The 22,552-nt window shown below is 69.1% G+C and carries 21 protein-coding genes; 15 read left to right on the top strand and 6 right to left on the bottom strand.

Going from position 1 to position 22,552, the window contains the following annotated elements:
* Window positions 1-14: 14 nt before the first annotated feature.
* Window positions 15-1,301 (bottom strand): DUF445 domain-containing protein, encoded by a 1,287-nt coding sequence (locus tag G6034_RS08630; RefSeq protein WP_246295487.1) that lies wholly within the window; start codon window positions 1,299-1,301, stop codon window positions 15-17.
* Window positions 1,302-1,323: 22 nt separating this feature from the next.
* Between G6034_RS08630 and G6034_RS08625 the strand changes: the two genes are divergently transcribed.
* The 9 genes from G6034_RS08625 (at window position 1,324) to G6034_RS08585 (ending at window position 7,974) form a co-directional block, all read left to right on the top strand.
* Complete coding sequence (locus G6034_RS08625) at window positions 1,324-2,184, top strand: glycerophosphodiester phosphodiesterase (protein ID WP_176634706.1); 861 nt, start codon at window positions 1,324-1,326, stop codon at window positions 2,182-2,184.
* 32 nt (window positions 2,185-2,216) lie between these two features.
* Window positions 2,217-4,118 (top strand): glycoside hydrolase family 15 protein, encoded by a 1,902-nt coding sequence (locus tag G6034_RS08620; protein ID WP_281375445.1) that lies wholly within the window; start codon window positions 2,217-2,219, stop codon window positions 4,116-4,118.
* The gene (locus tag G6034_RS08615) at window positions 4,115-4,513 is read left to right on the top strand and encodes a DoxX family protein (RefSeq protein WP_176634704.1); all 399 of its coding nucleotides are present in this window, start codon (window positions 4,115-4,117) and stop codon (window positions 4,511-4,513) included. The genes G6034_RS08620 and G6034_RS08615 overlap by 4 nt, the downstream gene beginning before the upstream one ends.
* Complete coding sequence (locus tag G6034_RS08610; protein WP_176634703.1) at window positions 4,510-5,379, top strand: AzlC family ABC transporter permease; 870 nt, start codon at window positions 4,510-4,512, stop codon at window positions 5,377-5,379. The genes G6034_RS08615 and G6034_RS08610 overlap by 4 nt, the downstream gene beginning before the upstream one ends.
* Window positions 5,376-5,687: an AzlD domain-containing protein gene (locus G6034_RS08605; protein WP_176634702.1), complete on the top strand. Its 312-nt coding sequence runs from the start codon at window positions 5,376-5,378 to the stop codon at window positions 5,685-5,687. The genes G6034_RS08610 and G6034_RS08605 overlap by 4 nt, the downstream gene beginning before the upstream one ends.
* Before the next feature lie 113 nt (window positions 5,688-5,800).
* Entirely contained in the window at window positions 5,801-6,133 is a 333-nt protein-coding gene (locus G6034_RS08600) for a thiamine-binding protein (protein ID WP_176634701.1), read from the top strand.
* 66 nt (window positions 6,134-6,199) lie between these two features.
* A complete protein-coding gene (locus G6034_RS08595) occupies window positions 6,200-6,868 on the top strand; it encodes an O-methyltransferase (protein ID WP_176634700.1) in 669 nt (222 codons plus the stop codon).
* A 21-nt stretch (window positions 6,869-6,889) separates the two neighbouring features.
* Entirely contained in the window at window positions 6,890-7,117 is a 228-nt protein-coding gene (locus G6034_RS08590) for a hypothetical protein (RefSeq protein WP_176634699.1), read from the top strand.
* On the top strand, window positions 7,117-7,974 hold the full coding sequence (locus G6034_RS08585) for a spermidine synthase (protein WP_176634698.1): 858 nt from the start codon (window positions 7,117-7,119) through the stop codon (window positions 7,972-7,974). The genes G6034_RS08590 and G6034_RS08585 overlap by 1 nt, the downstream gene beginning before the upstream one ends.
* 19 nt (window positions 7,975-7,993) lie before the next feature.
* Here G6034_RS08585 and G6034_RS08580 read toward each other — a convergent pair whose 3' ends face one another.
* Window positions 7,994-9,436, bottom strand: a complete 1,443-nt coding sequence (locus tag G6034_RS08580) for an amino acid permease (protein WP_176634697.1) — start codon at window positions 9,434-9,436, stop codon at window positions 7,994-7,996.
* Between the two features lie 230 nt (window positions 9,437-9,666).
* Here G6034_RS08580 and G6034_RS08575 point away from each other — a divergent pair, with 230 nt between their 5' ends.
* The 4 genes from G6034_RS08575 (at window position 9,667) to G6034_RS08560 (ending at window position 16,131) form a co-directional block, all read left to right on the top strand.
* A complete protein-coding gene (locus tag G6034_RS08575) occupies window positions 9,667-10,479 on the top strand; it encodes an IclR family transcriptional regulator (RefSeq protein ID WP_246295485.1) in 813 nt (270 codons plus the stop codon).
* A gap of 143 nt (window positions 10,480-10,622) precedes the next feature.
* Window positions 10,623-12,194 (top strand): histidine ammonia-lyase, encoded by a 1,572-nt coding sequence (gene hutH / locus G6034_RS08570; protein ID WP_176634696.1) that lies wholly within the window; start codon window positions 10,623-10,625, stop codon window positions 12,192-12,194.
* Between the two features lie 191 nt (window positions 12,195-12,385).
* Window positions 12,386-14,116, top strand: a complete 1,731-nt coding sequence (locus G6034_RS08565; RefSeq protein ID WP_176634695.1) for an ABC transporter transmembrane domain-containing protein — start codon at window positions 12,386-12,388, stop codon at window positions 14,114-14,116.
* Entirely contained in the window at window positions 14,116-16,131 is a 2,016-nt protein-coding gene (locus tag G6034_RS08560; protein WP_176634694.1) for an ABC transporter ATP-binding protein, read from the top strand. The genes G6034_RS08565 and G6034_RS08560 overlap by 1 nt, the downstream gene beginning before the upstream one ends.
* A 101-nt stretch (window positions 16,132-16,232) precedes the next feature.
* Here the strand turns inward: G6034_RS08560 and hutG are convergent, their stop codons facing one another.
* Together hutG and G6034_RS08550 are read right to left on the bottom strand one after the other, a co-directional pair.
* Window positions 16,233-17,192 carry a formimidoylglutamase gene (gene hutG, locus G6034_RS08555; protein WP_176634780.1) on the bottom strand — a complete coding sequence of 320 codons (960 nt, stop codon included), beginning with the start codon at window positions 17,190-17,192 and terminating at the stop codon, window positions 16,233-16,235.
* Window positions 17,193-17,435: 243 nt separating this feature from the next.
* Entirely contained in the window at window positions 17,436-18,878 is a 1,443-nt protein-coding gene (locus tag G6034_RS08550; protein ID WP_176634693.1) for an NCS2 family permease, read from the bottom strand.
* Between the two features lie 258 nt (window positions 18,879-19,136).
* Between G6034_RS08550 and G6034_RS20105 the strand changes: the two genes are divergently transcribed.
* Entirely contained in the window at window positions 19,137-19,817 is a 681-nt protein-coding gene (locus G6034_RS20105) for a copper resistance CopC family protein (protein WP_343037994.1), read from the top strand.
* A 36-nt stretch (window positions 19,818-19,853) separates the two neighbouring features.
* Here the strand turns inward: G6034_RS20105 and G6034_RS08540 are convergent, their stop codons facing one another.
* Window positions 19,854-20,462 (bottom strand): FAD-binding protein, encoded by a 609-nt coding sequence (locus G6034_RS08540; protein ID WP_176634692.1) that lies wholly within the window; start codon window positions 20,460-20,462, stop codon window positions 19,854-19,856.
* A 481-nt stretch (window positions 20,463-20,943) separates the two neighbouring features.
* On the opposite strand from G6034_RS08540, the gene G6034_RS08535 reads away from it, so the two are divergent.
* Window positions 20,944-21,948 (top strand): universal stress protein, encoded by a 1,005-nt coding sequence (locus G6034_RS08535; RefSeq protein ID WP_176634691.1) that lies wholly within the window; start codon window positions 20,944-20,946, stop codon window positions 21,946-21,948.
* A gap of 165 nt (window positions 21,949-22,113) precedes the next feature.
* On the opposite strand, the gene G6034_RS08530 is transcribed toward G6034_RS08535, so the two are convergent.
* The coding region (locus tag G6034_RS08530; protein ID WP_176634690.1) for a C40 family peptidase at window positions 22,114-22,552 on the bottom strand (439 nt) is incomplete at its 5' end.

Below are 22,552 nucleotides of genomic sequence, written 5' to 3'. Positions count from 1 at the left end.
CGCCCGCTGGCTGCTCAGTGGAAGATCAGGGTCGCCACCGTGAAGATGGCCAGGCCGGCGAGGGAGCCAACCACGGTGCCGTTGATGCGGATGAACTGCAGGTCCTTGCCCACCTGCAGCTCGATCTTCTCGCTGGTTTCCACCGCGTCCCAGCGCTCCACGGTGTCGGTGATGATGGACGCGATCTCGTGCTTGTACGTGCGCACCAGGTAGGACGCGGCGTCGGCAATCCACGCGTTGGCCTTGCCCGCCAGCTCCGGGTCGGTCGCCAGCCGGGTGCCAAAGTCCTGCACGCCGGCGGTGAACTTCAGGCGCAGTTCCGACGCAGGGTCCTCCACGGCGTCGGAAATCGCGGTCTTGATGGTCTCCCAGGCGCGCCCGGCCACCTCACGCACTTCCGGGTCCCCCAGCACCTGGGCCTTGATGTTTTCGGCGCGGGCAATCATCGCCGGATCGTGCTGCAGCTCCTGGGCCAGGTCCGCGAGGTAGTTGTCCAGCTGGATCCGGAGTTCATGATGCGGGTCGTCCTGCACCGCACGGGCGAACTTGTGGAGCTCGGTGTAGATTTTGTCGCCCACCAGCCCGTCCACGAACTGCGGCACCCAGCCGGGGGACCGTTCGGAGACCAGCCCGGCGATGGTCGCGTGGTTGGCCTGGATCCACAGGGTGGAACGGTCCACCAGCAGGTCGACGAGGGCGTGGTGGTGGCCGTCGGCAACGATCCGCCCGGCGACCTTGCCGATGGGCGGTCCCCACGGCGGGTCGACCAGGTGCTTGCGCACCATGGACTCGATGACGTCGCGGACGTCGTCGTCCTTCAGCACGGCCATGGCACCGCGGATGGCGGCCGCGCCCTCGGTGGCCACGCGCCGGGCATTGGCAGGCTTGGACAGCCAGGCGCCCACCTTCTGGGCGAGCCGTGTCTTGGCCAGCTTCTCGGCCACCACGGTTTCGGAGAGGAAGTTCGTCTCCACGAACTCGCCCAGGGACGCGCCGATGTCGTCCTTGCGGTTGGGGATGATGGCGGTGTGCGGGATCTTGATCCCCATGGGGTACTTGAACAGGGCGGTGACGGCAAACCAGTCGGCGAGGGCGCCCACCATGCCGCCCTCGGCGGCCGCGCGCACGTACAGCAGCCACGGGTATTCACGCTGGAAGGCGAAGGCCAGGCAGAAGACCACGGCCATGGCGATCAGCAGGCCCAGCGCAATGTTCTTCATCCGGCGCAGCGCGGCGGTCTTTTGCACGTCGGGGTCCGGAACCGGCAACGGAAGCCTGCGCGGCTGTTGTGTTTGCGCCATGCAGCAAGCGTAGCGTGATGCCATGACCGTGCAGATCTTCGCCCACCGCGGGGCCAGCGCCAGCTACGCCGAACACACCCGCGGCGCCTATCTGCAGGCCCTGGCCGACGGCGCCGACGGGGTGGAGTGCGACCTGCACCTCACCGCCGACGGCGCCCTGGTGCTGATCCACGACGACGAGCTGGACCGGACGTCCAACGGCACCGGCCCCGTCGCGGACCGCACGCTGCGGGAGCTGCGCGAACTGGACTTTTCCTCCTGGAAGGGCGCCCGGGTCCCGCCCGAATACGGCGGCACGGCCGAACAGCTGCTCACGCTGGACGAACTGCTGGACATCCTGGCGGGCGCGGGCCGGGACGTGGCGCTGGCCCTTGAATTCAAGTACGGCACATTCTTCGACGCCGCCCTGGTGGACGCGGCCCTGGAGGCCCTTGGCGCCCGCGGCTGGTCGGCCGCGGATTCCGTTGCGGGCACGGTGGACGTCTCCTTCATGAGCTTCCACCCGGAGGCCGTGAAGTACCTGGCCGAACGCGTCCCGGCTGCGAGGCTCTGCCAGCTGCTGGAAGAGGTGGGGGAGGTGCGCGGGAGGCCCGACGACGCCCCCGCGCACGCCCCCGGCTGCAGGCCGCGCCGCTCCCAGGCGGCCGGGGAGGCCCTGCTGGACGACGGCGTGGCCCGCCTCGCCGGGCCCGGCGTCGGGTACCTGCGCGCGAACCCGGAGAAAGCCTCCCGCTGGCTGGCCGCGGGGCGCACCTTCCGCGTGTGGACAGTGGACACGGAGGAGGACCTGCAGCTGTGCCTGGATGCCGGCGTGGCCGAGGTGACCACCAACCGGCCCGCCGATATCAGGGCCATGCTGGGGCGGCCGCCCAAACCGGCCTGACCGTGCGGTCCGCCCTGTTTCAACCCAGACTCATGTGGTTGCATGGACACATGGCCTCAAGGATAGAAGACTATGCACTGCTTTCAGATCTGCACACCGGCGCGCTCGTGGGCCGTGACGGCAGCCTGGACTGGCTCTGCTTTCCACGCTTTGATTCGCCGGCGGTTTTCGCCGCGCTGCTTGGCAACGAACACAACGGCCGCTGGCTGATGGCGCCCGTGGAGGCGAAGGTCGTTTCGCGGAACTACGTGGAACACACCTTCGTGCTTGAGACACTGTGGGAAAGCGCGACCGGCACGGCCCGGGTCACCGAGTTCATGCCCATTGGCGACCGGCGCGCCTCGGTGGTGCGGCGCGTTGACGGGATCACCGGCACGGTGGAATTCCGCCAGGAAATCACCATCCGGCCCGGCCACGGCAAGGTGCTGCCCTGGGTAAGGCGCGTCCACCAGGCCGCCGGGCGCTCCGCCATCGTCGCCGTCGCGGGGCCGGATGCCCTGCTGCTGCGCGGGCACGAGCTGCCGCGCGCCGTCGACCACCGGCACGGGGGCACCTTTTCCGTGGCGGCCGGCGAACGGGTGGAACAGGAACTCGTCTGGTATCCGTCGCACAGGCCCGTCCCCCGCGACGTGAAGCTGGACTCCGCCCTGGCGGAGACGCTGGAGTACTGGAACAACTGGGCGGCCAAGTACGACCGGGACGGCAAGTATTCCCCCGCGGTGCTGCGCTCCCTGCTGGTGCTCAGGGCGCTGACCCATGAGGACACGGGAGGCATTGTGGCCGCCCCGACCACCTCGCTCCCGGAGGACTTCGGCGGCTCCCGCAACTGGGACTACCGCTATTGCTGGCTCCGGGACGCGGCGTTGACGCTGGAAGCCATGCTCACCCACGGCTATGAAGACGTGGCGCTCAAGTGGCGGGACTGGCTGCTGCGCGCCGTCGCCGGGGACCCGGAAGACCTGCAGATCATGTACGGGCTGGGCGGGGAACGTGAGCTGGCCGAAGGCGTGCTGGACCACCTTTCCGGATACGAAGGATCACAGCCGGTGCGCTTCGGCAACGGCGCGGTGGGACAGTACCAGGCCGACGTGGTGGGCGAGGTCCTGGTCGCGCTGGAGAAGCTCCGGCGGGCTGGCGGACAGGAGGACCACTTCTCCTGGCCCCTGCAGCTGGCCATGCTGAAGTTTGTGGAACGGCACCTGGAGGACAAGGACCACGGCATCTGGGAGATGCGCGGGGACCTGCAGTACTTCACGCACTCGAGGGTCATGATGTGGGCGGCGTTTGACTGTGCCGTGTGTGCCGTCCGGGACCACGGACTGAAGGGCCCGGTGGAGCGGTGGGAGGAGCTCCGTGGGCTGCTGCGCCGTGAAATCCTCGAACACGGCTTCAACAAGGAACTGAACACGTTCACGCAGACCTACGGCGGCGCCTCCACCGACGCCTCGCTGCTGGTCATCCCCCAGGTGGGGTTTGTGGCCTACGATTCGCCTGAAATGCTGGGCACGGTGGCGGCGCTGGAGAAGGAGCTGGTGGACGGCCGCGGGCTGATCCTGCGCTACGAGACCGGCACGGGCCTCGACGGCCTGGCCCCGGGGGAGCACCCGTTCCTGGCCTGTTCCTTCTGGCTGGTGGAGCAGTACGCCCACTCCGACCGGCGTGAGGACGCCGTGGCGCTCATGGACAAGCTGGTGGGGCTGGCCAATGAAGTGGGCCTGCTCAGCGAGGAATACTCCGTGAAGGACGGGCGGATGGCCGGCAACTTCCCCCAGGCCTTCTCCCACCTGGCGCTGGTGCGGGCCGCCGACGCCCTGCACGGCACCGAACAGCTGAGCATGGCGTCCGACGGCGGGCGGCGGGGACGGCGCCGGGGCGTCCGTCCGGTGGACTCGGGACGGGAATCGGCGCCCGCCCGTGCAACCATGGACTCGTGAAACCAGGAACCGTCAGCACCCTGGCCCTGGCCGCCCTGTTGGGGGCCAGCGCCTTGAACCATGTGCGCAACCCCACGTTCTACTATCCTGTGGTGCCCCCCGTGCTGTGCACCGACAGGGACGGGCGCCTGGGCGTCATGACCCGGCACGGGTGGGTGGTGGCGTCAGCCGTTCCTGAGGTCCTGGCCATGGCGGGGCTGCTCCTGCCGGGAACACGCCGGGCCGCGGCCGGGGCCACGGCACTCATGTTCACGGGATTCGCCGCGGGTCACATTTCGGCCCTCCGCCGCGCGTTCGGACCCGGCGGGACGCCTGCTCGGCGTCTCCTCCACGCGGTGCGGCTGCCGCTGCAGCTCCCGCTGGTGGCATGGGCCTGGAGCGTCCGCCGGCCATGAACCTCAGGGACTCGCCCGCGGCCAAAATTGGTGCCTCGATCGCCATCGCCACGGGCCTGTACGGCGTGTCCTTCGGGGCCCTGTCAGTGGCCTCCGGGCTGGACTTTTGGCAGACCATGGCCCTGAGCCTGCTGCTGTTCAGCGGCGGCTCGCAGTTTGCCTTCATCGGCGTCATTGCCGGCGGCGGCACCGGCCTGGCCGCCATGAGCGCCTCGGCCCTGCTGGGCATCCGCAACGGCGTCTACGGCATGCAGCTGAACGCGCTCCTGCGGCCCACCGGATGGCTGCGGTTTGCCGCCGCCCACGTCACCATCGACGAATCCACGGCCACGGCGACCGGCCAGGTGGAGCCCGGTGAGCGGAAGCGCGGCTTCTGGGTTGCCGGACTCGGCATATACCTGTTGTGGAATGTTTTCACCGCCGCGGGCGCGTTTTTGGGCAATGCCCTGGGAGACCCCAGGCAGTGGGGGCTGGACGGAGCCGCCGTGGCGGCCTTCCTCGGCCTGTTGTGGCCCCGGATCAGGGCCTTCCAGCCGGCCGCGATTGCCGTGGTGTGCGCCGTGGTGACATTGCTGGCCGTCCCCTTCGTGGCCCCCGGCGTGCCCATCCTGGTGGCCGCGCTGGTTGCGGGGCTGGTCGGCTGGTTCCGGCGGGGCGGCACGCCTGACCATGCTCCCGGCCGTGTGGGCGACGGCCTGGAGCCGGACATTGAACCCTACCGGCACGATGCCGCGACGCGGCTTCCGCCGCCGGCCCGCCCCGGCCGGGGCGAGGTTTCCGGCCAGGGGGATGTCCTGGCCCGGGGGGATGCCCCTGCCCACGGGGATGCCCCGGGACGCCACCCGGAAAGCGGGGTGGCACCATGAATTTCTGGCTGTGGGTGCTGGTGGCGGCCGCCATTGCGTACCTGACGAAGCTGCTGGGCTACCTGGTCCCGGCCAAGGTGCTGGCCAACCCGCGCATGTCCCGCGTGGCGGGGACCCTGACCATCGGGCTGCTGGCGTCGCTGACGGTGGTGAACGCGGCGGCGAGCGGGACAGCCGTGGTGCTGGACGCGCGGGTGGGGGCGCTGGTGGCGGCCGCGGTGGCGCTGTGGCTGAAAGCGCCGTTTTTGGTGGTGGTGATCGTCGGCGCCCTGGCCGCGGCCGGGCTGCGGCTGCTGGGCTGGCCCTGACAGCTTCGCCCCGGGTGTACTGGGGGCGCAACGCCGGCTGCGCATGGCGGACACCCGCATGCCGTCGGTGCGGCGCCAGGGACCATAATGGAAGAAACGCAGAAGGAGACCCCATGATTGTGGCATTTTCAGTGGCACCCAGCGGCACGCCCGCGGACGCGCCGGCCGGCACGGGCGGCGACGCGTCCGTCCACACCGCCGTGGCCGCGGCCGTCAAGGTGGTGCGCGAATCCGGCCTGCCGAACCACACCAGCTCCATGTTCACCGAGGTCGAGGGCGACTGGGACGAGGTCATGGACGTGGTCAGGCGCGCCACCGAGGCCGCGGGCCGCTACGGCAGCCGCGTGTCCCTGGTCCTGAAGGCGGACATCCGCCCCGGCCACACCGGCGAGCTCACCGGCAAGGTGGACCGGCTGGAACGCGCGCTGGGGACCCTGGGGGAGTAGCCGGCGTCGTACTTCCCGCCGGGCGGAACCCTGTCCGAACGGCCCGCGGTGTCCTACGCTGGGACCATGGTTGAGCATCAGAGCCGCCCCGGTTGGGCCGAGGTTGAGGACTACCTGTCCGCCACGCTCGTGGGGGGCGGCGAAGGCATGGAGGCGGTGATTTCCAGCATCGACGCCGCGGGCATGCCCCGGATCGAGGTGGCGCCGACGGCCGGGAAGCTGCTCATGCTGCTGGCCCGGATCCAGGGCGCCCGCCGGGTGCTGGAGATCGGCACGCTGGCCGGGTTCAGCACCATCTGGCTGGCCCGCGGGCTGCCCGCTGACGGCCACGTCACCACCTGCGAGTACGTCCCCGGGCATGCCGCCGTCGCCCGCAAAAACCTCGACGCCGCCGGGGTAGGCGCCATGGTGGACATCCGGGTGGGCCCGGCGCTGGAGACCCTGCCCACGCTGGAGGGCGGTGAGCCGTACGATTTTGTGTTCATCGACGCGGACAAGGGCAACGACACGGCGTATTTGCAATGGGCGCTGAAGCTGACCCGCCCCGGCAGCGTCATCGTCATGGACAACGTCGTCTGGGAGGGCACCATCCTGGACCCCGGCGGCGACCCGGACGCCGCCGCCATCCGTGCCGCGCTCGACTTCATGGGCGCCAACTCGTCCCTGGAGGCCACCGCCATCCAGACCGCGGGCTCGAAGGGCTGGGACGGCTTCGCGATTGCCGTGGTGAAGTAGCCGCTGCACTACGCTGGCAGCATGAGCATCGAGCTGCGCCCCGCCACCACCGACGATGCCGAAGCCGCCATGCGCCTGCACCTGCGCTGCCGCGGGGCGGCGTTCCTGTGGGTGCTGGAGGACAACCCCAGGGCCCAGGCCTTTTATGCCAGGAACAGCTTCGGGGCCGACGGCGCGCGCGACGTGTTGGGTGCCGACTGGCACAACCTCCCGGAAATCCGCAGGGTCCGGCCCGCGGTGGCGGGCTGATGGGCCGCAAGCGCACGCCCCGGAATGCCGCGGTGACGCCTGACACCGCTGTGGCCGGGCCCGCGGCGGGACTGTATCCCACCGACACCGGCACCGCGGAGCTGATCCCCGACGGGGACAACCCCAATGGCTGGCTGCTCATGCTCAATGGCGTGCAGAGCTCGCACGTTGACCTGGCCGACCCGTTGCACCTGGAATTCGAGTACATGCGCTGGATCATGGCGCTCGTGCAGGACCGGTGGGGCCCGGACGAAAGGCTGCGCACGCTGAGCCTGGGCGGCGCCGCCTGCTCCATGCCCCGCTACCTGGTGGCCGCCTACCCGAACTCGCGCAACGTGGTGGTGGAGATCGACGGGAAGCTGGCCGCCCTGGTGCGCGGTTGGTTCGACCTTCCCCGGGCACCCCTGCTCCGGATCCGCGTGGGCGAGGCGCGCGGGGTGACCGAGTCCCTGGCGGCCGCCAGCCGCGACCTCGTCATCCGGGACGTGTTCGCCGGCGCCACGACACCGCACGCCCTGACAACGGCGGAGTTCACCGCCGCGGCGAAAAACGTGCTGGGCCCCGGCGGCGTCTATGTGGTCAACTGCGGGGACTCGCCCGCGCTGGCCACGGCCCGCCGCGAGGCCGCCACGATCGCCGCGGCGTTCGCGCACACCGTCATCATCGCGGATCCGCCCATGCTCAAGGGCCGCCGCTCCGGCAACGTCATCATCGCCGGCTCCGACGAACCCCTGGGCGACGGCGACGGCCTGCCCCGCGCCCTGCTTGGCGGCGCCATGCCCGCCCAGCTCTGGGCCGACGCCAAGGTCCGCCAGTTCGGCCACAGCGCCCTCGTGCTCACCGACGGGGCCAGGTGACGCGGACCAGGCCCTGCCGTTAGCGGTACGCGGCAGTGCCCGCGTCCAGGCCGGCCACCGCGGCGGGCGCGGTTTCGTCGGGAAGGAGGGTCCGGCGTCGTCCGTCACCGCGGACCCACAGGCGGAACGCCAGGACCAGCAGGGCCAGCCAGGCCCCGCCCACCCACAGGGCCACGCGGGTGTCCGGGAAGGCGCCCAGCACCACCACGATCGCCGCCATGAACACGATGGTCAGCGCGGAGGCGAGGGGCCAGAGCGGAACCGGGAAGGCGGAGGGGGCCAGGGAGTCGCGGGCGGTTTCGCGCTTCATCGCCACGTGCGACGCCAGGATCATGACCCACACCCAGACGGTGGCAAAGGTGGCGATCGAGGCGATGACCACGAACACCTCCTGCGGGATGACGGCGTTGAGCACCACGCCCACCAGCAGCACGCCGGTCATCATCACCACGGTCATCCACGGTACGCCCGTGCGTGAAATCCGCCCGAAGACGGCCGGCGCGTGGCCCTGGCGGGACAGGCCGAAGAGGATGCGGCCGGCGCCAAAGATGTCGCTGTTGACGGCGGAGAGGGCGGCGGTGATGACCACGCCGTTCAAGATGTTGCCGGCCGCCGGGATGCCCAGGGAGGAGAAGATCTGCACGAACGGGCTGGTCTCGCCCGTGATGCGGTCCCACGGGAACAGGCTCATGAGCACGCCGATGGTCAGCACGTAGAACAGCAGCACGCGAACCGGGACGGTGTTCACGGCCGATGGGATCGACCTGGCCGGGTCAGCCGCCTCGCCGGCTGTCACCCCGATCGTCTCGATCCCGCCGAAGGCAAACATGACGACGGCGAACGCGGCCATGAGCCCGCCCCAGCCGTGCGGCAGGAAACCGCCGTGCGCCACCAGGTTCCCCAGGCCCGGGGCGGACTGTGCGGCCTCGACGTGGAAGCCAAAGACGATGATGGCGGCGCCGCCGGCGATCATGGCGATGATGGCCGCCACCTTGATCAGCGAGAACCAAAATTCCAGTTCGCCGAACACCTTCACGCTGAGCAGGTTCAGGGCGGCCAGGAAGAAGATGATGGCCAGCACCCAGATCCAGCGGGGCACCCCGTGGAACCAGAATCCCATGTAGATACTGAACGCGGTGACATCGGCAATGGCGACAATGGCCATTTCAAAGACGTACGTCCAGCCGGTGATGAACCCGGCCAGGGGCCCCAGGTACCGGCCGGCGTACTGGCCAAAGGAGCCGGAGACCGGATGGCGCACGGCCATCTCGCCCAGGGCCCGCATCACCATGAAAACGGCCGCCCCCGCAACGATGTAGGCCAGCAGCACGGCCGGTCCGGCCTTTTGGATCGCGGAGGCGGAACCGTAAAAGAGGCCCGTTCCGATGGCCGAGCCGAGTGCCATGAAGCGGATGTGGCGGGCGTTGAGCCCGCGTGTCAGCGAGAAGCCTGCGCTTTGCATGCAAAAACCTTTGGAGTGGGGGCCTGGCGGTCCAGGAGTGGCCTCCAGCACATCACGCCGCGACCAGCCGTGACGCGGCTCACCAGGTGTTGCTGTCTTGGATTGGAGACCGCCCGCAAAAAGCCGGTAATCTGGGATTAGAGACTCGAATGTTCCACAGCGGCCCCGCTGCGCCGGCCGGATCGGCCAGTGTAGAGGAAGCAATGGACGCAGATCGCCGGCGAGGAACCATGACAGATGCAATGCAGGCCCCGCCCACCAGGCGGTCCCCCTCCAAGGTTCCCGCGGCGGACAATACGCTGCGCATCCTCAAGCTGCTCTCCGCCAAACGCGGCCCGCTCGCGGCCTCCACCATCGCCACCACCCTGGACCTGCCGCGCTCCAGCGTCTACCACCTGCTCGGCGTCATGGAGGCCTCCGGCTTTGTCATGCACCTGCCCGAGGAACAGCGCTACGGCCTGGGCATTGCCGCCTTCGAGCTCAGCAGCGCCTACTCGCGGCAGGAGCCGCTGTCCCGGCTGGGCCGGCCGCTGCTGGCCGCGCTCGTTGACCGGATAGGCGAGAGCGCGCACCTGGCCGTGCTGCACGGGCGCGACGTGCTGTACATCGTGGAGGAGCGGGCCAAGCACCGCCCGTCCCTCGTGACCGACGTCGGCGTCCGGCTTCCCAGCCACCTCACCGCCAGCGGCCGCGCCATTTTGGCGGCGCTGCCCAAGTCGCAGGTCCGGGCCCTGTACCCCAACGCCGCCGCGTTCACCTCGCGCACCGAGGTCCCGGACCCCATCGGCAAGTACTCCGCCCTCTCCGCCCACCTGGAGCAGGTCCGCCGGCGCGGCTACTCGACGGAAAACGGCGAGATCACCGAGGGCTTCGGCTCCGTGGCGGCGGCCGTGACGGACCATGTGGGCTGGCCCGTGGCGGCCGTGGCCGTGACGTTCCTGGCCGAGAAGGTGCCGCCGGGGGAGTGGCCGGCCCTGGCCAGGCGTGTCACCAAGGTTGCCGGCGAACTGTCCGTGCGGATTTACGGCCGCCGCGAAGGGTAGTGCCTGACGGGCGCAGCCGTCGCAGACGCTCCGCAGCGCCGACGGTCTGGAATCCCGGACACTGCTGACGCGAGGGGCCGGATTTCCTTGCTGTTAAGCGGGATAGTGGGAAGCAAGACCATTACACACCAAAGGAATCAGCCATGAGCACCGCCGTCCTTGCCCACGAAGTAACACTGTCGTCCTCCGGGGTCACCCCCGGGGACGTCATCGCCGTCGCCCGCCACGGCGCCAAGGTGACCATCAGCGAAGAGGCGCTGGCCGGCGTCGAACGCGTCAGGGCGCACATTGAAAAGCTGGCCCACTCCGACACGCCGGCCTACGGCATCTCCACCGGCTTCGGCGCCCTGGCCAACCGCCACATCCACGAGGACATGCGCACCCAGCTGCAGAAGTCGCTCATCCGCTCCCACTCGGCCGGCATGGGCCCGGCGGTGGAGCGCGAGGTGGTGCGGGCGCTGATGTTCCTGCGCGCCAAGACGCTCGCGTCCGGCCGCACCGGCGTGCGCCCCGTCGTGGTGCAGACCATGGTGGACGTACTCAACGCGGGAATCACGCCTGTGGTGCGCGAATTTGGCTCGCTCGGCTGCTCCGGCGACCTCGCGCCGCTGTCCCACTGCGCGCTGGTGCTCATGGGCGAGGGCGAGGCCGCCGGGCCGGACGGCGCGGTCCGCCCCGTCGCCGAGCTGCTGGCCGAGGCCGGCATCACGCCCATCGAGCTGGCCGAAAAGGAGGGCCTGGCGCTCGTCAACGGCACGGACGGCATGCTCGGCATGCTGCTCATGGCCATCGCGGACCTCAAGCTGCTGCTGACGACGGCGGACGTGACCGCCGCTTTGAGCGTCGAGGGCCTGCTGGGCACCGACCAGGTGTTCCTGCCCGAGCTGCACATGGACCTGCGCCCGCACCCCGGCCAGGCATTGAGCGCCGACAACATGCTGCGCGTGCTCGCCGGCTCGCCCATCGTCGCCTCGCACCGGACGGGCGATTCCCGCGTGCAGGACGCCTACTCGCTGCGCTGCGCCCCCCAGGTCGCCGGCGCCGCCCGTGACACCGTGGAGCACGCGCTGACGGTCGCCACCCGCGAGCTCGCCGCGGCCATCGACAACCCCGTGGTCCTGCCCGACGGCCGCGTCTCCTCCAACGGCAACTTCCACGGCGCCCCGGTGGCTTATGTGTTGGACTTCCTCGCCATCGTCTCCGCCGACGTCGCCTCGATCGCCGAGCGCCGCACCGACAGGATGCTCGACCCCGCCCGTTCGCACGGCCTGCCCGCCTTCCTGGCCGGGGACCCCGGCGTGGACTCGGGCCTGATGATCGCCCAGTACACGCAGGCCGGGCTCGTCTCCGACTCCAAGCGGCTTGCCGTCCCCGCCTCGGTGGACTCCATCCCCAGCTCCGCCATGCAGGAGGACCATGTCTCCATGGGCTGGCACGCCGCCCGCAAGCTGCGCCGCTCCGTGGAAAACCTGCGCCGCGTGCTCGCCATTGAGCTCGTCACGGCCACCCGCGCCATCGACATGCGGACTTCCATGTCAGGCGGCGCACTGGTCCCCGGCCCCGCCGGCGCCGCCGTGCTTGAGCTGCTTCGGGCCACGGTGCCCGGCCCCGGCGCAGACCGCTTCCTGTCCCCGGAGCTGGAGGAGGCCGACCGCCTGGTGGGTTCCGGCGCCATCCGCGCGGCGGCAGAATCAGCCACGGGCCCGCTGAACTAACCGGCTCACCATCCAACTGGCGCACCATCAGGGCGGACCGGCATTCCCACCGTGAATGCCGGTCCGCGGCCGGAACGAGGGTGTTGAGACGAGCCGCCCGCCCCCGATGTGACGGTTGCCACACCGGGGGCGGGCGTGTTTAATGTTTGAGTCACTTGAGTATCAAACATTTATTCGAATGAGGTTGCCTTGTGAAACTCGCCCTGCTGGCATTGCGCCATGCGCGGCCATATTGGGGATCCATTCTTGCCGTGCTGGTGCTGCAGCTGGTCTCCACCCTGGCTGCCCTCTACCTGCCCAGCCTCAACGCCAAGGTCATCGACCAGGGCGTGGCCAAGGGCGACACCGACTTCATCTGGGCCACCGGCACCACCATGGTCGTGGTCTGCTTCATCCAGGTTGCCGCGGCGATCGGCGGCATCTACTTTGGCGCCCGCACGGCCATGGCCATGGGGCGCGACCTGCGCCGGGAGGTCTACCACCGCGTCAACGCGCTCGGCGCCCTCGACGTGGGCCGTTTTGGCACCGCCACGCTCATCACCCGCAACACCAACGACGTCCAGCAGGTGCAGATGCTGGTCCTGATGGCGCTGAACTTCATGGTGTCCACGCCCATCATGTGCATTGGCGGCATCGTCATGGCACTGCGCGAGGACCTGGGCCTGTCCTGGCTGTTGTGGGTGTCCGTCCCGCTGCTCTTCATGGTGGTCGGCTTTCTGGTGGTGAAGCTGCTGCCCCTCTTCCGCGAGATGCAGGAACGCATCGACACCGTCAACGCGGTGCTGCGCGAACAGATCACGGGCATCCGGGTCATCCGGGCATTTGTGCGTGAACCCTTTGAGGCCGAACGGTACCGCGGCGCCAACCTGGCCCTGACGCGCGTGTCGGTGCGGGTGGGCAACCTGTTTGTGCTGATGTTTCCGCTGATCATGATGATCCTGCACCTGGCCACCGCCGCCGTGCTGTGGTTTGGCGGGCAGCGCGTGGACGCCGGCCAGATGCAGGTGGGCTCGCTGACGGCGTTCCTGCAGTACCTGCTCCAGATCCTGGTCGCTGTCATGATGGGCGTCTTCATGGTCATGATGATCCCCCGTGCGGCCGTTTCGGCGGAACGGCTCGACGAGGTCCTCAGCACCCGGCCCAGCCTCGCGGTTCCGGGCGGCACAGGCATGCCGGCGGGCCATGACGTCGAATTCCAGGATGTCTCCTTTGGCTATCCCGGTGCCGAGCGCCCCGTGCTGAACAGGGTCAGCTTTACGGCCGGTGAGGGGCGGACGACGGCGATTGTCGGGTCCACGGGGTCCGGCAAGTCGACGCTGGTGAACCTGATTCCCCGGCTCTTTGACCCGCAGGGCGGTTCCGTGCGGATTGGCGGCGTGGACGTGAGCGAATTGAGCCGCCCCCAGCTGGCCTCCCTGGTGGGGCTGGTGCCGCAAAAGCCGTACCTGTTTTCCGGCACCGTCGCCTCCAACATCCGCTTTGGCCGGCCGGACGCGAGCGACGGGGACATCTGGGCTGCGCTGGAGGTGGCCCAGGCCAGGGACTTCGTTGAGGACAAGCCCGGGGGCCTGGCGGAGACCATGGCCCAGGGCGGCACCAACGTCTCCGGCGGGCAGCGCCAGCGGCTCTGCATTGCCCGGGCGCTGGCGGCCAGGCCGCGCGTGTTCCTCTTTGACGACTCCTTCTCGGCCCTGGACGTCACCACCGACGAGAACCTCCGCAGGTCCCTGCACGCCGCCACAGACGGGGTGACGGTGATCATCGTCGCCCAAAGGGTCTCCACCATCCGGGAAGCCGACCACATCATCGTGCTGGACAACGGCGAGGTGGTCGGGACCGGCACTCACGACGAACTCCTGGAAAGCAGTGGGACGTACCGGGAAATCGTCGAGTCGCAGCTAAGCGTTGAAGGGGTCCCCTGATGGCACGGCGGAACACGGACCAGGCGTCCGGGACGGCTGAGGAAGCCGGGGACACCGGCGCCGACTACGAACCCGGAAGCACCGACGGCGACATGTTCGGCGCGGCGCCGGCCAAGAAGGCCAAACACTTTTGGCCCTCGGTCAAGCGGCTGACGGGACTGTTGCGCCCGGAACGCCGTCAGTTCTCGCTGGTGGTGGTGCTGGTGGCGGCATCGGTGGTGCTGACAGTGATTGCGCCGAAGATCCTCGGAGCCGCCATGGACACCATCTTCAACGGCGTCATCGGCGCGCAGCTTCCCGCCGGCGTGCCCCTGGATTCCATCGTTGCCGGGCAGCGCGCCGCGGGCAACGGGCAGCTCGCCGACATGCTGGCCAAGGCGAACATCGTGCCCGGACAGGGCATCGATTTTGTCCGGCTCAGCCGCTTGATCGTGGTTGTGTTGGCCCTGTACATGGTTGCCTCGACACTGATGTGGCTGCAGGGGTACCTGCTCAACGCACTCGTCATGCGCGTGGTCTTCCGGCTGCGCGAGGACATCGAGCACAAGCTGAACCGGCTGCCGCTGGGGTACTTTGACACGCGCCAGCGCGGGGACCTGATGTCGCGCGTCACGAACGACGTCGACAACATTCAGGCCGCCCTGCAGCAGGCGTTCTCCCAGCTGGTCCAGTCCGCGCTGACCATTCTGGGCATTGGCGTCATGATGTTCATCGTGTCGTGGCAGCTGGCCTTGATCGCCCTGGTCGCGCTGCCGCTTTCCGCAGCCATCGCCGGTGCCATAGGTGCCAGGTCGCAAAAATTGTTTGCCGCGCAATGGAAGAACACGGGCGCACTCAACGGCCACGTGGAGGAGACGTTCTCGGGGCTTGAACTGGTCCGTGCCTACGGCCGCGATGCGGAAATGCTGGAGGTCTTTGACGAACGCAACGAGAAGCTTTACAAGGCGTCCTTCGGTGCCCAGTTCGTTTCGGGCATGATCATGCCTGCCATGCAGTTTGTCTCCTACCTCTCCTACGTGCTGGTCGCCGTGGTCGGCGGCGTGCGCGTGGCCACCGGGCAGATGACACTGGGCGACGCCACGGCGTTCATCCAGTACTCGCGCGAATTCTCCCAGCCCATCGGCGAGATGGCAGGCATAGCCAACATGATCCAGTCCGGCGTGGCCTCCGCGGAGCGCACCTTTGAACTGCTCGACGCCGGGGAGCAGGACCCGGACACGGGCAGCGCCGAGCTCCCCGCCCAGGCGGACGGGCACGTCGCCTTCGAGCAGGTCTCCTTCAGCTACGATCCCGAAACACCCCTCATCCGGGACGTTTCCTTCACGGTGCAGCCCGGCCAGACCGTCGCCATCGTGGGTCCCACGGGCGCCGGCAAGACCACGCTGGTCAACCTTGTCATGCGCTTTTACGAGCTCACGGGCGGGCGGATCCTGCTCGACGGGATTGACACCCGGGAGCTGCCCCGGCAGCAAGTGCGGGCGCAGGTCGGCATGGTGCTGCAGGACGCGTGGCTGTTTGAGGGGACCATCCGGGAGAACATCCGCTACGGCCGCCTGGATGCCACGGACGGAGAGATCGTGGAGGCGGCGAAGGCCACCATGGTGGACAGGTTTGTCCGCCAGCTCCCCGACGGCTACGACACCGTGATCGACGCCGACGGCGGCACAGTCTCCGCCGGCGAGCGGCAGCTGATCACCATTGCCCGGGCGTTCATCGCCAACCCGTCGCTGCTGATCCTCGACGAGGCCACCTCGAGCGTGGACACCCGCACCGAGCTGGCGGTCCAGCACGCCATGGCCGCCCTGCGCACCGACAGGACGTCGTTTGTGATCGCGCACCGGCTCTCCACCATCCGCGACGCCCACACCATCCTGGTCATGGAGGACGGCGACATCGTCGAGCACGGCACGCACGAGCTCCTGCTGGCCCGCCGCGGCGCCTACTACACGCTGTACAAGACCCAGTTCCGTGGCGGGCACGGCCTGGAAGATGAGGTCGCGGCCGAGGCCCGGTGATCGGGTTGGCCCGGTGATCGAGCCTGTCGAGATCCAGGGTCGCGCCGTGGCCCGGATTTCGACCGGCTCAACCACCGGAGTCCGCGGCCGGAGCGCAGCGGCTACCGCAGCAGGGTGTCGACGAGGCGGGCGGCCACCCTGGCCGTGCGGTTGTCGATGTCGAACTCCGGGTTGAGCTCCGCCACGTCGAAGTGGAACAGCTTGCCGCCAGCAGCCACCTGCCGGCACACGGAGGCGATGACCGGCAGCGGAACGCCGTACGCCGCGGGGGCGCTGACGCCGGGCGCCACGGCGGCGGGGAGCACGTCGAGGTCGATCGTCAGGTACACGATGTCCACGGTCTCCAGGAACGCGGACACAAACGCGGCCGTCCGCTCGGCCGTGCAGTCCTCGTCGAGCAGGTACTTCACGTCCAGCTCGTGGGCGGTGTCGAAAAGGACGCGGGTGTTGTTCGGCTCGCTGATGCCGACGACGGCGTAATTGAGCTCGCGCCCTGCGGCGGCTTCCGCGCGGGCCATCTGCAGGAACGGCGTGCCGGAGCTGGGGACGGGCGCCTCGCGCAGGTCAAAGTGGGCGTCCAGGTTCAGCACGCCCAGCCGGGCGCCGTTCGCCACCGCCGCGGTGCCGGCAACGCCCAGGTAGCTGGCAAACGCGGTCTCGTGCCCGCCGCCCAGGACGAAGGTGAGCTGTCCGGCGTCGAGCATGGAGGTGAGGGCGCGGCCGGCCCGGGCCTGGCCGTCCTCCAAGTCCTCGCCAGCCACCACCACGTCGCCCACGTCAGTGACGGCGCGGGAGCCGTGGAAGGCCAGGGAGCCGAGCGCGGCTCGGATGGCGGCCGGGGCCGCAGCCGCCCCGACGCGGCCCTTGTTGCGGCGCACGCCCTCATGGGAGCAGAAGCCCAGCAGCGCGGCGGGTCCGGCGGATTCCGCGGAGGAGTCCCGTACGGCCGTCCGGGGAGTGGCCACGGACTGCCACCAGCGCCGGTGGGCCGGCCCGTCGCCGTCGTTCCTTCCGGACCAGGGGGAAGGGGCGGTGTCAACGGTGAGGGAAGTGAAGTCCATGGTTCCAGCCAACAGCAGCCGGGCCGGAATGACCAGCGGCTCCTCGAAGGCGGCGTCTGTCATGGCAGACGCCGCCCCAACGCGCGGAAGGGCGGGCCCCAATCGAGGAACGAGGCAGGGGAGTCGTGGTTGGGCCCACAGCTCCGAGGGGCCCCAATCGAGGAACGAGGCAGGGGAGTCGTGGTTGGGCCCACAACTCCGAGGGGCCCCAATCGAGGAACGAGATTGGGGAGGAGCTGGGGACTACTTGATGTTGAAGACCTGCTCGATCGGGCCGATCCCGAAGAAGACCACAAACGCGGCGGCCACGGCCCACATGAGCGGGTGGACTTCCCTGGCGCGGCCCTGGAACAGGCGGATCAGGACGAACGCGATGAAGCCGGCGCCCAGGCCGTTGGCGATCGAGTACGTGAACGGCATGAGGGTGAAGGTCAGGAAGGCCGGGATGCCGATGCCCCAGTCGGACCAGTCGATCCTGCCCACCTGGGACACCATCATGAAGCCCACCACCACCAGCGCGGGGGCAACGGCCTCGAACGGCACCAGGGAGATCAGCGGGGTGAAGAACATGGCGACAATCAGCAGCAGGCCCGTGACGATCGAAGCCAGGCCGGTACGGGCGCCCTCGCCGATGCCGGCGCCGGACTCGACAAAGATCTGGTTGGAGGACACCGAGGTGCCGCCTCCCGCAATGGCGCCGAACGCGTCGACGAGGAGCACGCGGTCCACGTTCGGGATGTTGCCTTCGGCATCCACGGTGCCGGCCTCGTTGGCCAGGCCCACCATGGTGCCCATGGCATCAAAGAAGATGCTCAACAGGATGCTGAACGCGAGCAGCAGGGCCGCCAGCGCGCCCAGGTGGGAGAAGGAGCCAAAGATGTTGGCCTGGCCGAACAGCCCCAGGTCCGGCGGCGTCAGCCCGGAGAAGTGCGGCACCACCAGGGACCAGCCCTCGGGGTTGGCGGTCTTGCCGTCAAAGCTGGGGCCGATGTTGAAGACGGCCTGCAGGATGTTGGCCAGGACGGTGGAGGCGATGATCCCCATCAGGATGGCGCCCTTGACCTTCCGGACCACCAGGGCGATGGTCAGGACCAGGCCCACCACGAACACCAGGGTGGGCCAGCCGAGCAGCTTGCCGTCAAAGCCCAGGCCCACGGGGACGGTGGTGCCGGCCACGTCGGGGATGCGGCGCACAAAGCCGGCGTTGACCAGGCCAATCAGCGCGATGAACAGCCCGATTCCCACCACGATGGCCGTCTTCAGCCCGGCCGGCACCGCATTGAACACGGCAGTGCGGAAACCGGTGAGGACCAGGATGAACATGGTGGCGCCGGAGAGCACCACCAGACCCATCATGTCCGGCCAGCTGAGCCCCGGGTGCGAGGCCACGGTCACGGCCACGAACGCATTCACGCCCAGCCCGGTGGCCAGCGCGAACGGGTGCTTCGCCCAGGCGCCCATGATGATGGTCAGCAGGCCAGCGACGAGGGCGGTCATGGCGGCCACGCGGGCCGGGCCCAGTACCGCCCCGGAGGAATCGGCGCCCCCCAGGATCAGCGGGTTCAGGACCACGATGTAGCTCATGGCGAAGAAGGTGGCGAAGCCGCCGCGGATCTCGCGCGAGTAATTCGAGCCGCGCTCGGTGATCATGAAGTATTTGTCTACCGCAGATAGGCGGGTAGCCATCGTGGTTGCCATAAGGGGGCCCTCCGGGCGAAGAAAAAGGGGGATAGTCCAGTTGAGAAAATACTAGCCGCATTCAGGGCGGGCCATGATGGGCCGCGTCCGGGTCAGGTCGGCATTTTAGGTACGACGCCGCCACGCGCCGTGTGCGTTCGTTCCACCCCCGCGGGCCGGAGGATCCGCGCCGGCGCCGGGCATTCCCCCCAGTTCCTGCACTAAGGTGAAGACGACACCCCATTGCCCAGCCAAGGATCACGTACCGTGAATTTCCCTTCCCCGCAGAGCGCCGACGAGACGAACATGACACCGGGGGGACATGCCACCCGGCGGAATCCTGCCGCTGGCCTCCGCCTGCACGGTTCAGCGCGGCGGGCCGTCCGCCCGCGCGCCGCCTGGCGCGCCCTGGCGGGTGCCGCCGTCGTGCTGCTGGCACTGCTGGGCGGAACGGGAACGGCCCAGGCCCACGATTCCTTGGAAAGCACCTTTCCGGCCAACGGCGCCACCGTGGCCACGATGCCCCAGGCCGTGACGCTGACCATGTCCAACACCCCGGCCGCCATCGGTGCCGAGATCAAGGTGCTGGACGCGGGGGGCACCAACTGGGCGGTTGGCGCGGTCTCGGTGCTGGACAATGTGGCCACCCAGCAGGTCAAGCCGGGCGCCCCGGCGGGCAAGTACACGGTGGAATGGCGGCTGGTGTCCTCCGACTCACACCCGGTCGGCACCGGACAGAACTTTACGTTCACGACCAAGGCGGCGGCCAGCCCGGGCGCCGTGGCGGGGCCCGCGCAGCCGGCGCAGCAGGTCAGCGAGGCCGCGGCACCGCCCGTGGCCGACAGCGGCGGCATTCCGTGGAGCGTCGTCGGCCTGATCGGCGTGTTGGTGGTGGTGGTCGTGGCAATGGTCGTGGTGGCGCGGCGCCGGCTCGGCCAGGCCGACTGACGTTCCGGCACCGGGCGGCAGGCTCCGGGTGCCGTATTACGCGGTGGCTGACATGGCAGCGGCGTGCCGGGAGGCCACCCGGACGGAGATGGAATGCCCTGTGCGCTTGGCCTGGCGCAGTATTTCCGCCGTGGTGGGGGTGACCAGATCCCCCGCGCCCACCAGATACAGGCCCAGTGAATGCATGGCGGCGCCCAGCCCGCGGCCGGTGCCGATCCCCGTGGTGTGCAGCATGCGGCGCAGCTGGTTCAGAGCCCCGCGGGTGAAGACAATGCTGTATGCCGTCAGGGTGCCCGTGGCCGTCTGAACCTCCCATTGCCGTGCAGCGGGGTTTGCGGCCGGGGTGTGCTGGATGTGCAGGGCGCGGGTGGCGGGCCGGATGTCCAGCTCGTGGCGGCGGGCGTAGTGCTCCAGCAGCCGCATGATGTCGGTGCGCTCGCCCATCGCGTCCAGGCTGATGCCTCCGGTCGACGGTGCAGCCGGGCCTGAAGCGTGGGAGGGGCAGTCCACCACGATCGCCTTGATGCCCTGGCGGTTCAGTTCCGCCGCCATGGCCAGTCCGGAGAAGCCGGATCCGATCACGATGGTGGTGGTGGCTTCGGTGGTCAAGCCTGTTGCGGGCACAGCAGTTGGTGCGGCCGTCATGGCAATGCCTCCTCGAACGGTGGGAGAAACCTCGCGCGGCAGCGGCCCGGGAGCGGGCTGCGCCGTCAATGATTCGCTGCGGACATGATCCAAATTGGTGTTCGTAAAACACTTCGTGCGGTTCAGCGTCCTTTCGAACCATACCGAACATTTCAACGTCTGGGTAGGGACAGTGAAAGTTCTGTGAATGGAGAAACGCCGCCTGCCCTCGCGGGGTGTCCGGCATGGGTGGGACGATTTCCCCGGGCTCGCGGAGGGGGCGAAAGCATCTGTTTTTGCCTTCAGGGCGAGGACTGGGCAACCGTATTCGCGGCCCGATTCAGTGCCCGAGAATGGCCGCGGCACAACACGGCCCGGGCCCGGCGCGTGTAACTTGACGCGCAACGCTGGAGGGACAATAGTCACAGGTACAGGCTTCGAGGGGGAGACGGACAACAGTCCTCGACGCCCGCTCCAGGCCACCTACCCAAGGAGGCGCAGCATGAGCAGTCCAGAGCAGTCATCCCCGGTTGCCCAGCCCGACCCCATTCCCGCCCCCACCGGAATTGTTGTGGGCGTCGACGGTTCCGAACAAAGCAACTGCGCCGTGGTGTGGGCCGCCCGCGAGGCCAAGGCCCGCAAGTCGCCACTGCACCTGGTCACCGCTTACACCGTCCCCATCTTTGCCGCCTCCGGGCTCGACGGCGGTTACGCCACCGTGGACGACGACGTCATCCGCCAAGGCGCGGAGGCTGTCCTTCGCGAGGCGGCCGCCAAGGTGGCCCACCTAGACGTGGAGCTTGATGCCCGCGTGGAAAACGGCGACCCTGCCGGCGTCCTGCTCGAGATGAGTGAGACAGCCGAGCTGCTGGTATTCGGCACCCGCGGCCGCGGCGGCTTCATTGGCCGCCTGCTGGGCAGCGTGAGCTCCGCCCTGCCGGCCCACTCGAAGTGCCCCACCGTCACGATTCCGCTGAGCTGCGCCCCGCGCCTCGGTGAAGGCACGGACCCCGACGCCGTCCCGCCCGTCATTGAAAAGGTTGTCACCGTGGGGGTCGACGGTTCCGACCAGGCACGGTATGCCGTGCTGGTGGCCGCCGAACAGGCCGAACGTACAGGATCCCTGCTGCGCATCATCTGCGCCGTGCAGCCCTACACCGGTTCGCTGGCCTGGATGCCGGCCCCCGTGGACCGGGAGGCACTGTTCGCCGAGATCCAGACACAGCTTGATGCCGGCGAGAAATGGTTGCGCCACCACTTTCCCACGCTGCCCGTTGAAGTCAAGCTGGTGGAGGGCTCCGCCGTGGACGTGCTCGTGAAGGCCTCGGAAACCTCGGAGCTGCTGGTCATGGGCACCCGCGGCCGCGGCGGCTTTGCCGGCATGATGCTCGGCTCCACCACCGACGGCGTGCGCCACCATGCCAGGGGACCCATCATGGTGGTCCGGGACCGTGAAGATCCCCGGCAGGACGACCGCGCGGCGTTCGGCCCCATGCTGCAGACCTGAGCACCGGCGGCCGATGCCACAAGCACCTGCCGGGCGGGCTCGGGGCCAATCCGCGAACGCACCCACAACATACACCGTCCGTGCGGCTTGGCACCGCCCTCGCGGTGATCGCTGGCCCCCGAAGGCGCGGACCACCCAGGAGCCCGCGGTTGGGGCGCGTGCGGCCTAGTAGCGGGCGGCGTACGGGTAGAGGCTCATGCCGGCCATGTCGGACAGGGAATACACGCCCACCGGGTAGCCATAGTTGAGCGCCTGCACCACCTGGTTGTTCCCGATGTAGATGGCAATGTGGCCGAATTGGCCCGAGCCTGCCGGATACTCGTCAAACACGAGCAGGTCGCCATAGCGCATTTGCGACAGCGGAACGCGCTTGGGAGCCGCCCAGAACTGCGCGGTTCCAGTGCGCGGCACGGAAATTCCGGCCGCCGCAAAGGACTTCATGACAAGCCCTGAGCAGTCAAAGCCCGGATTGCCGGTGCCGCCCCACTGGTAGCCCTTGCCGCCTTGGGACATGGCGTAGTTGACCATGACCTGGATGTAGGACCCGGACGGCGCCGGGGCGGGGGCAGGTGCCGGTGCCGGCGCGGGAGCCGGGGCGGGGGCA

The sequence above is a fragment of the Arthrobacter wenxiniae genome, from assembly GCF_013376105.1.
Classification (GTDB): Bacteria; Actinomycetota; Actinomycetes; order Actinomycetales; family Micrococcaceae; genus Specibacter; species Specibacter wenxiniae.
The sequence above is the reverse complement of the archived record's forward strand: the minus strand, read 5'-3'. Positions and strand labels throughout refer to the sequence as shown.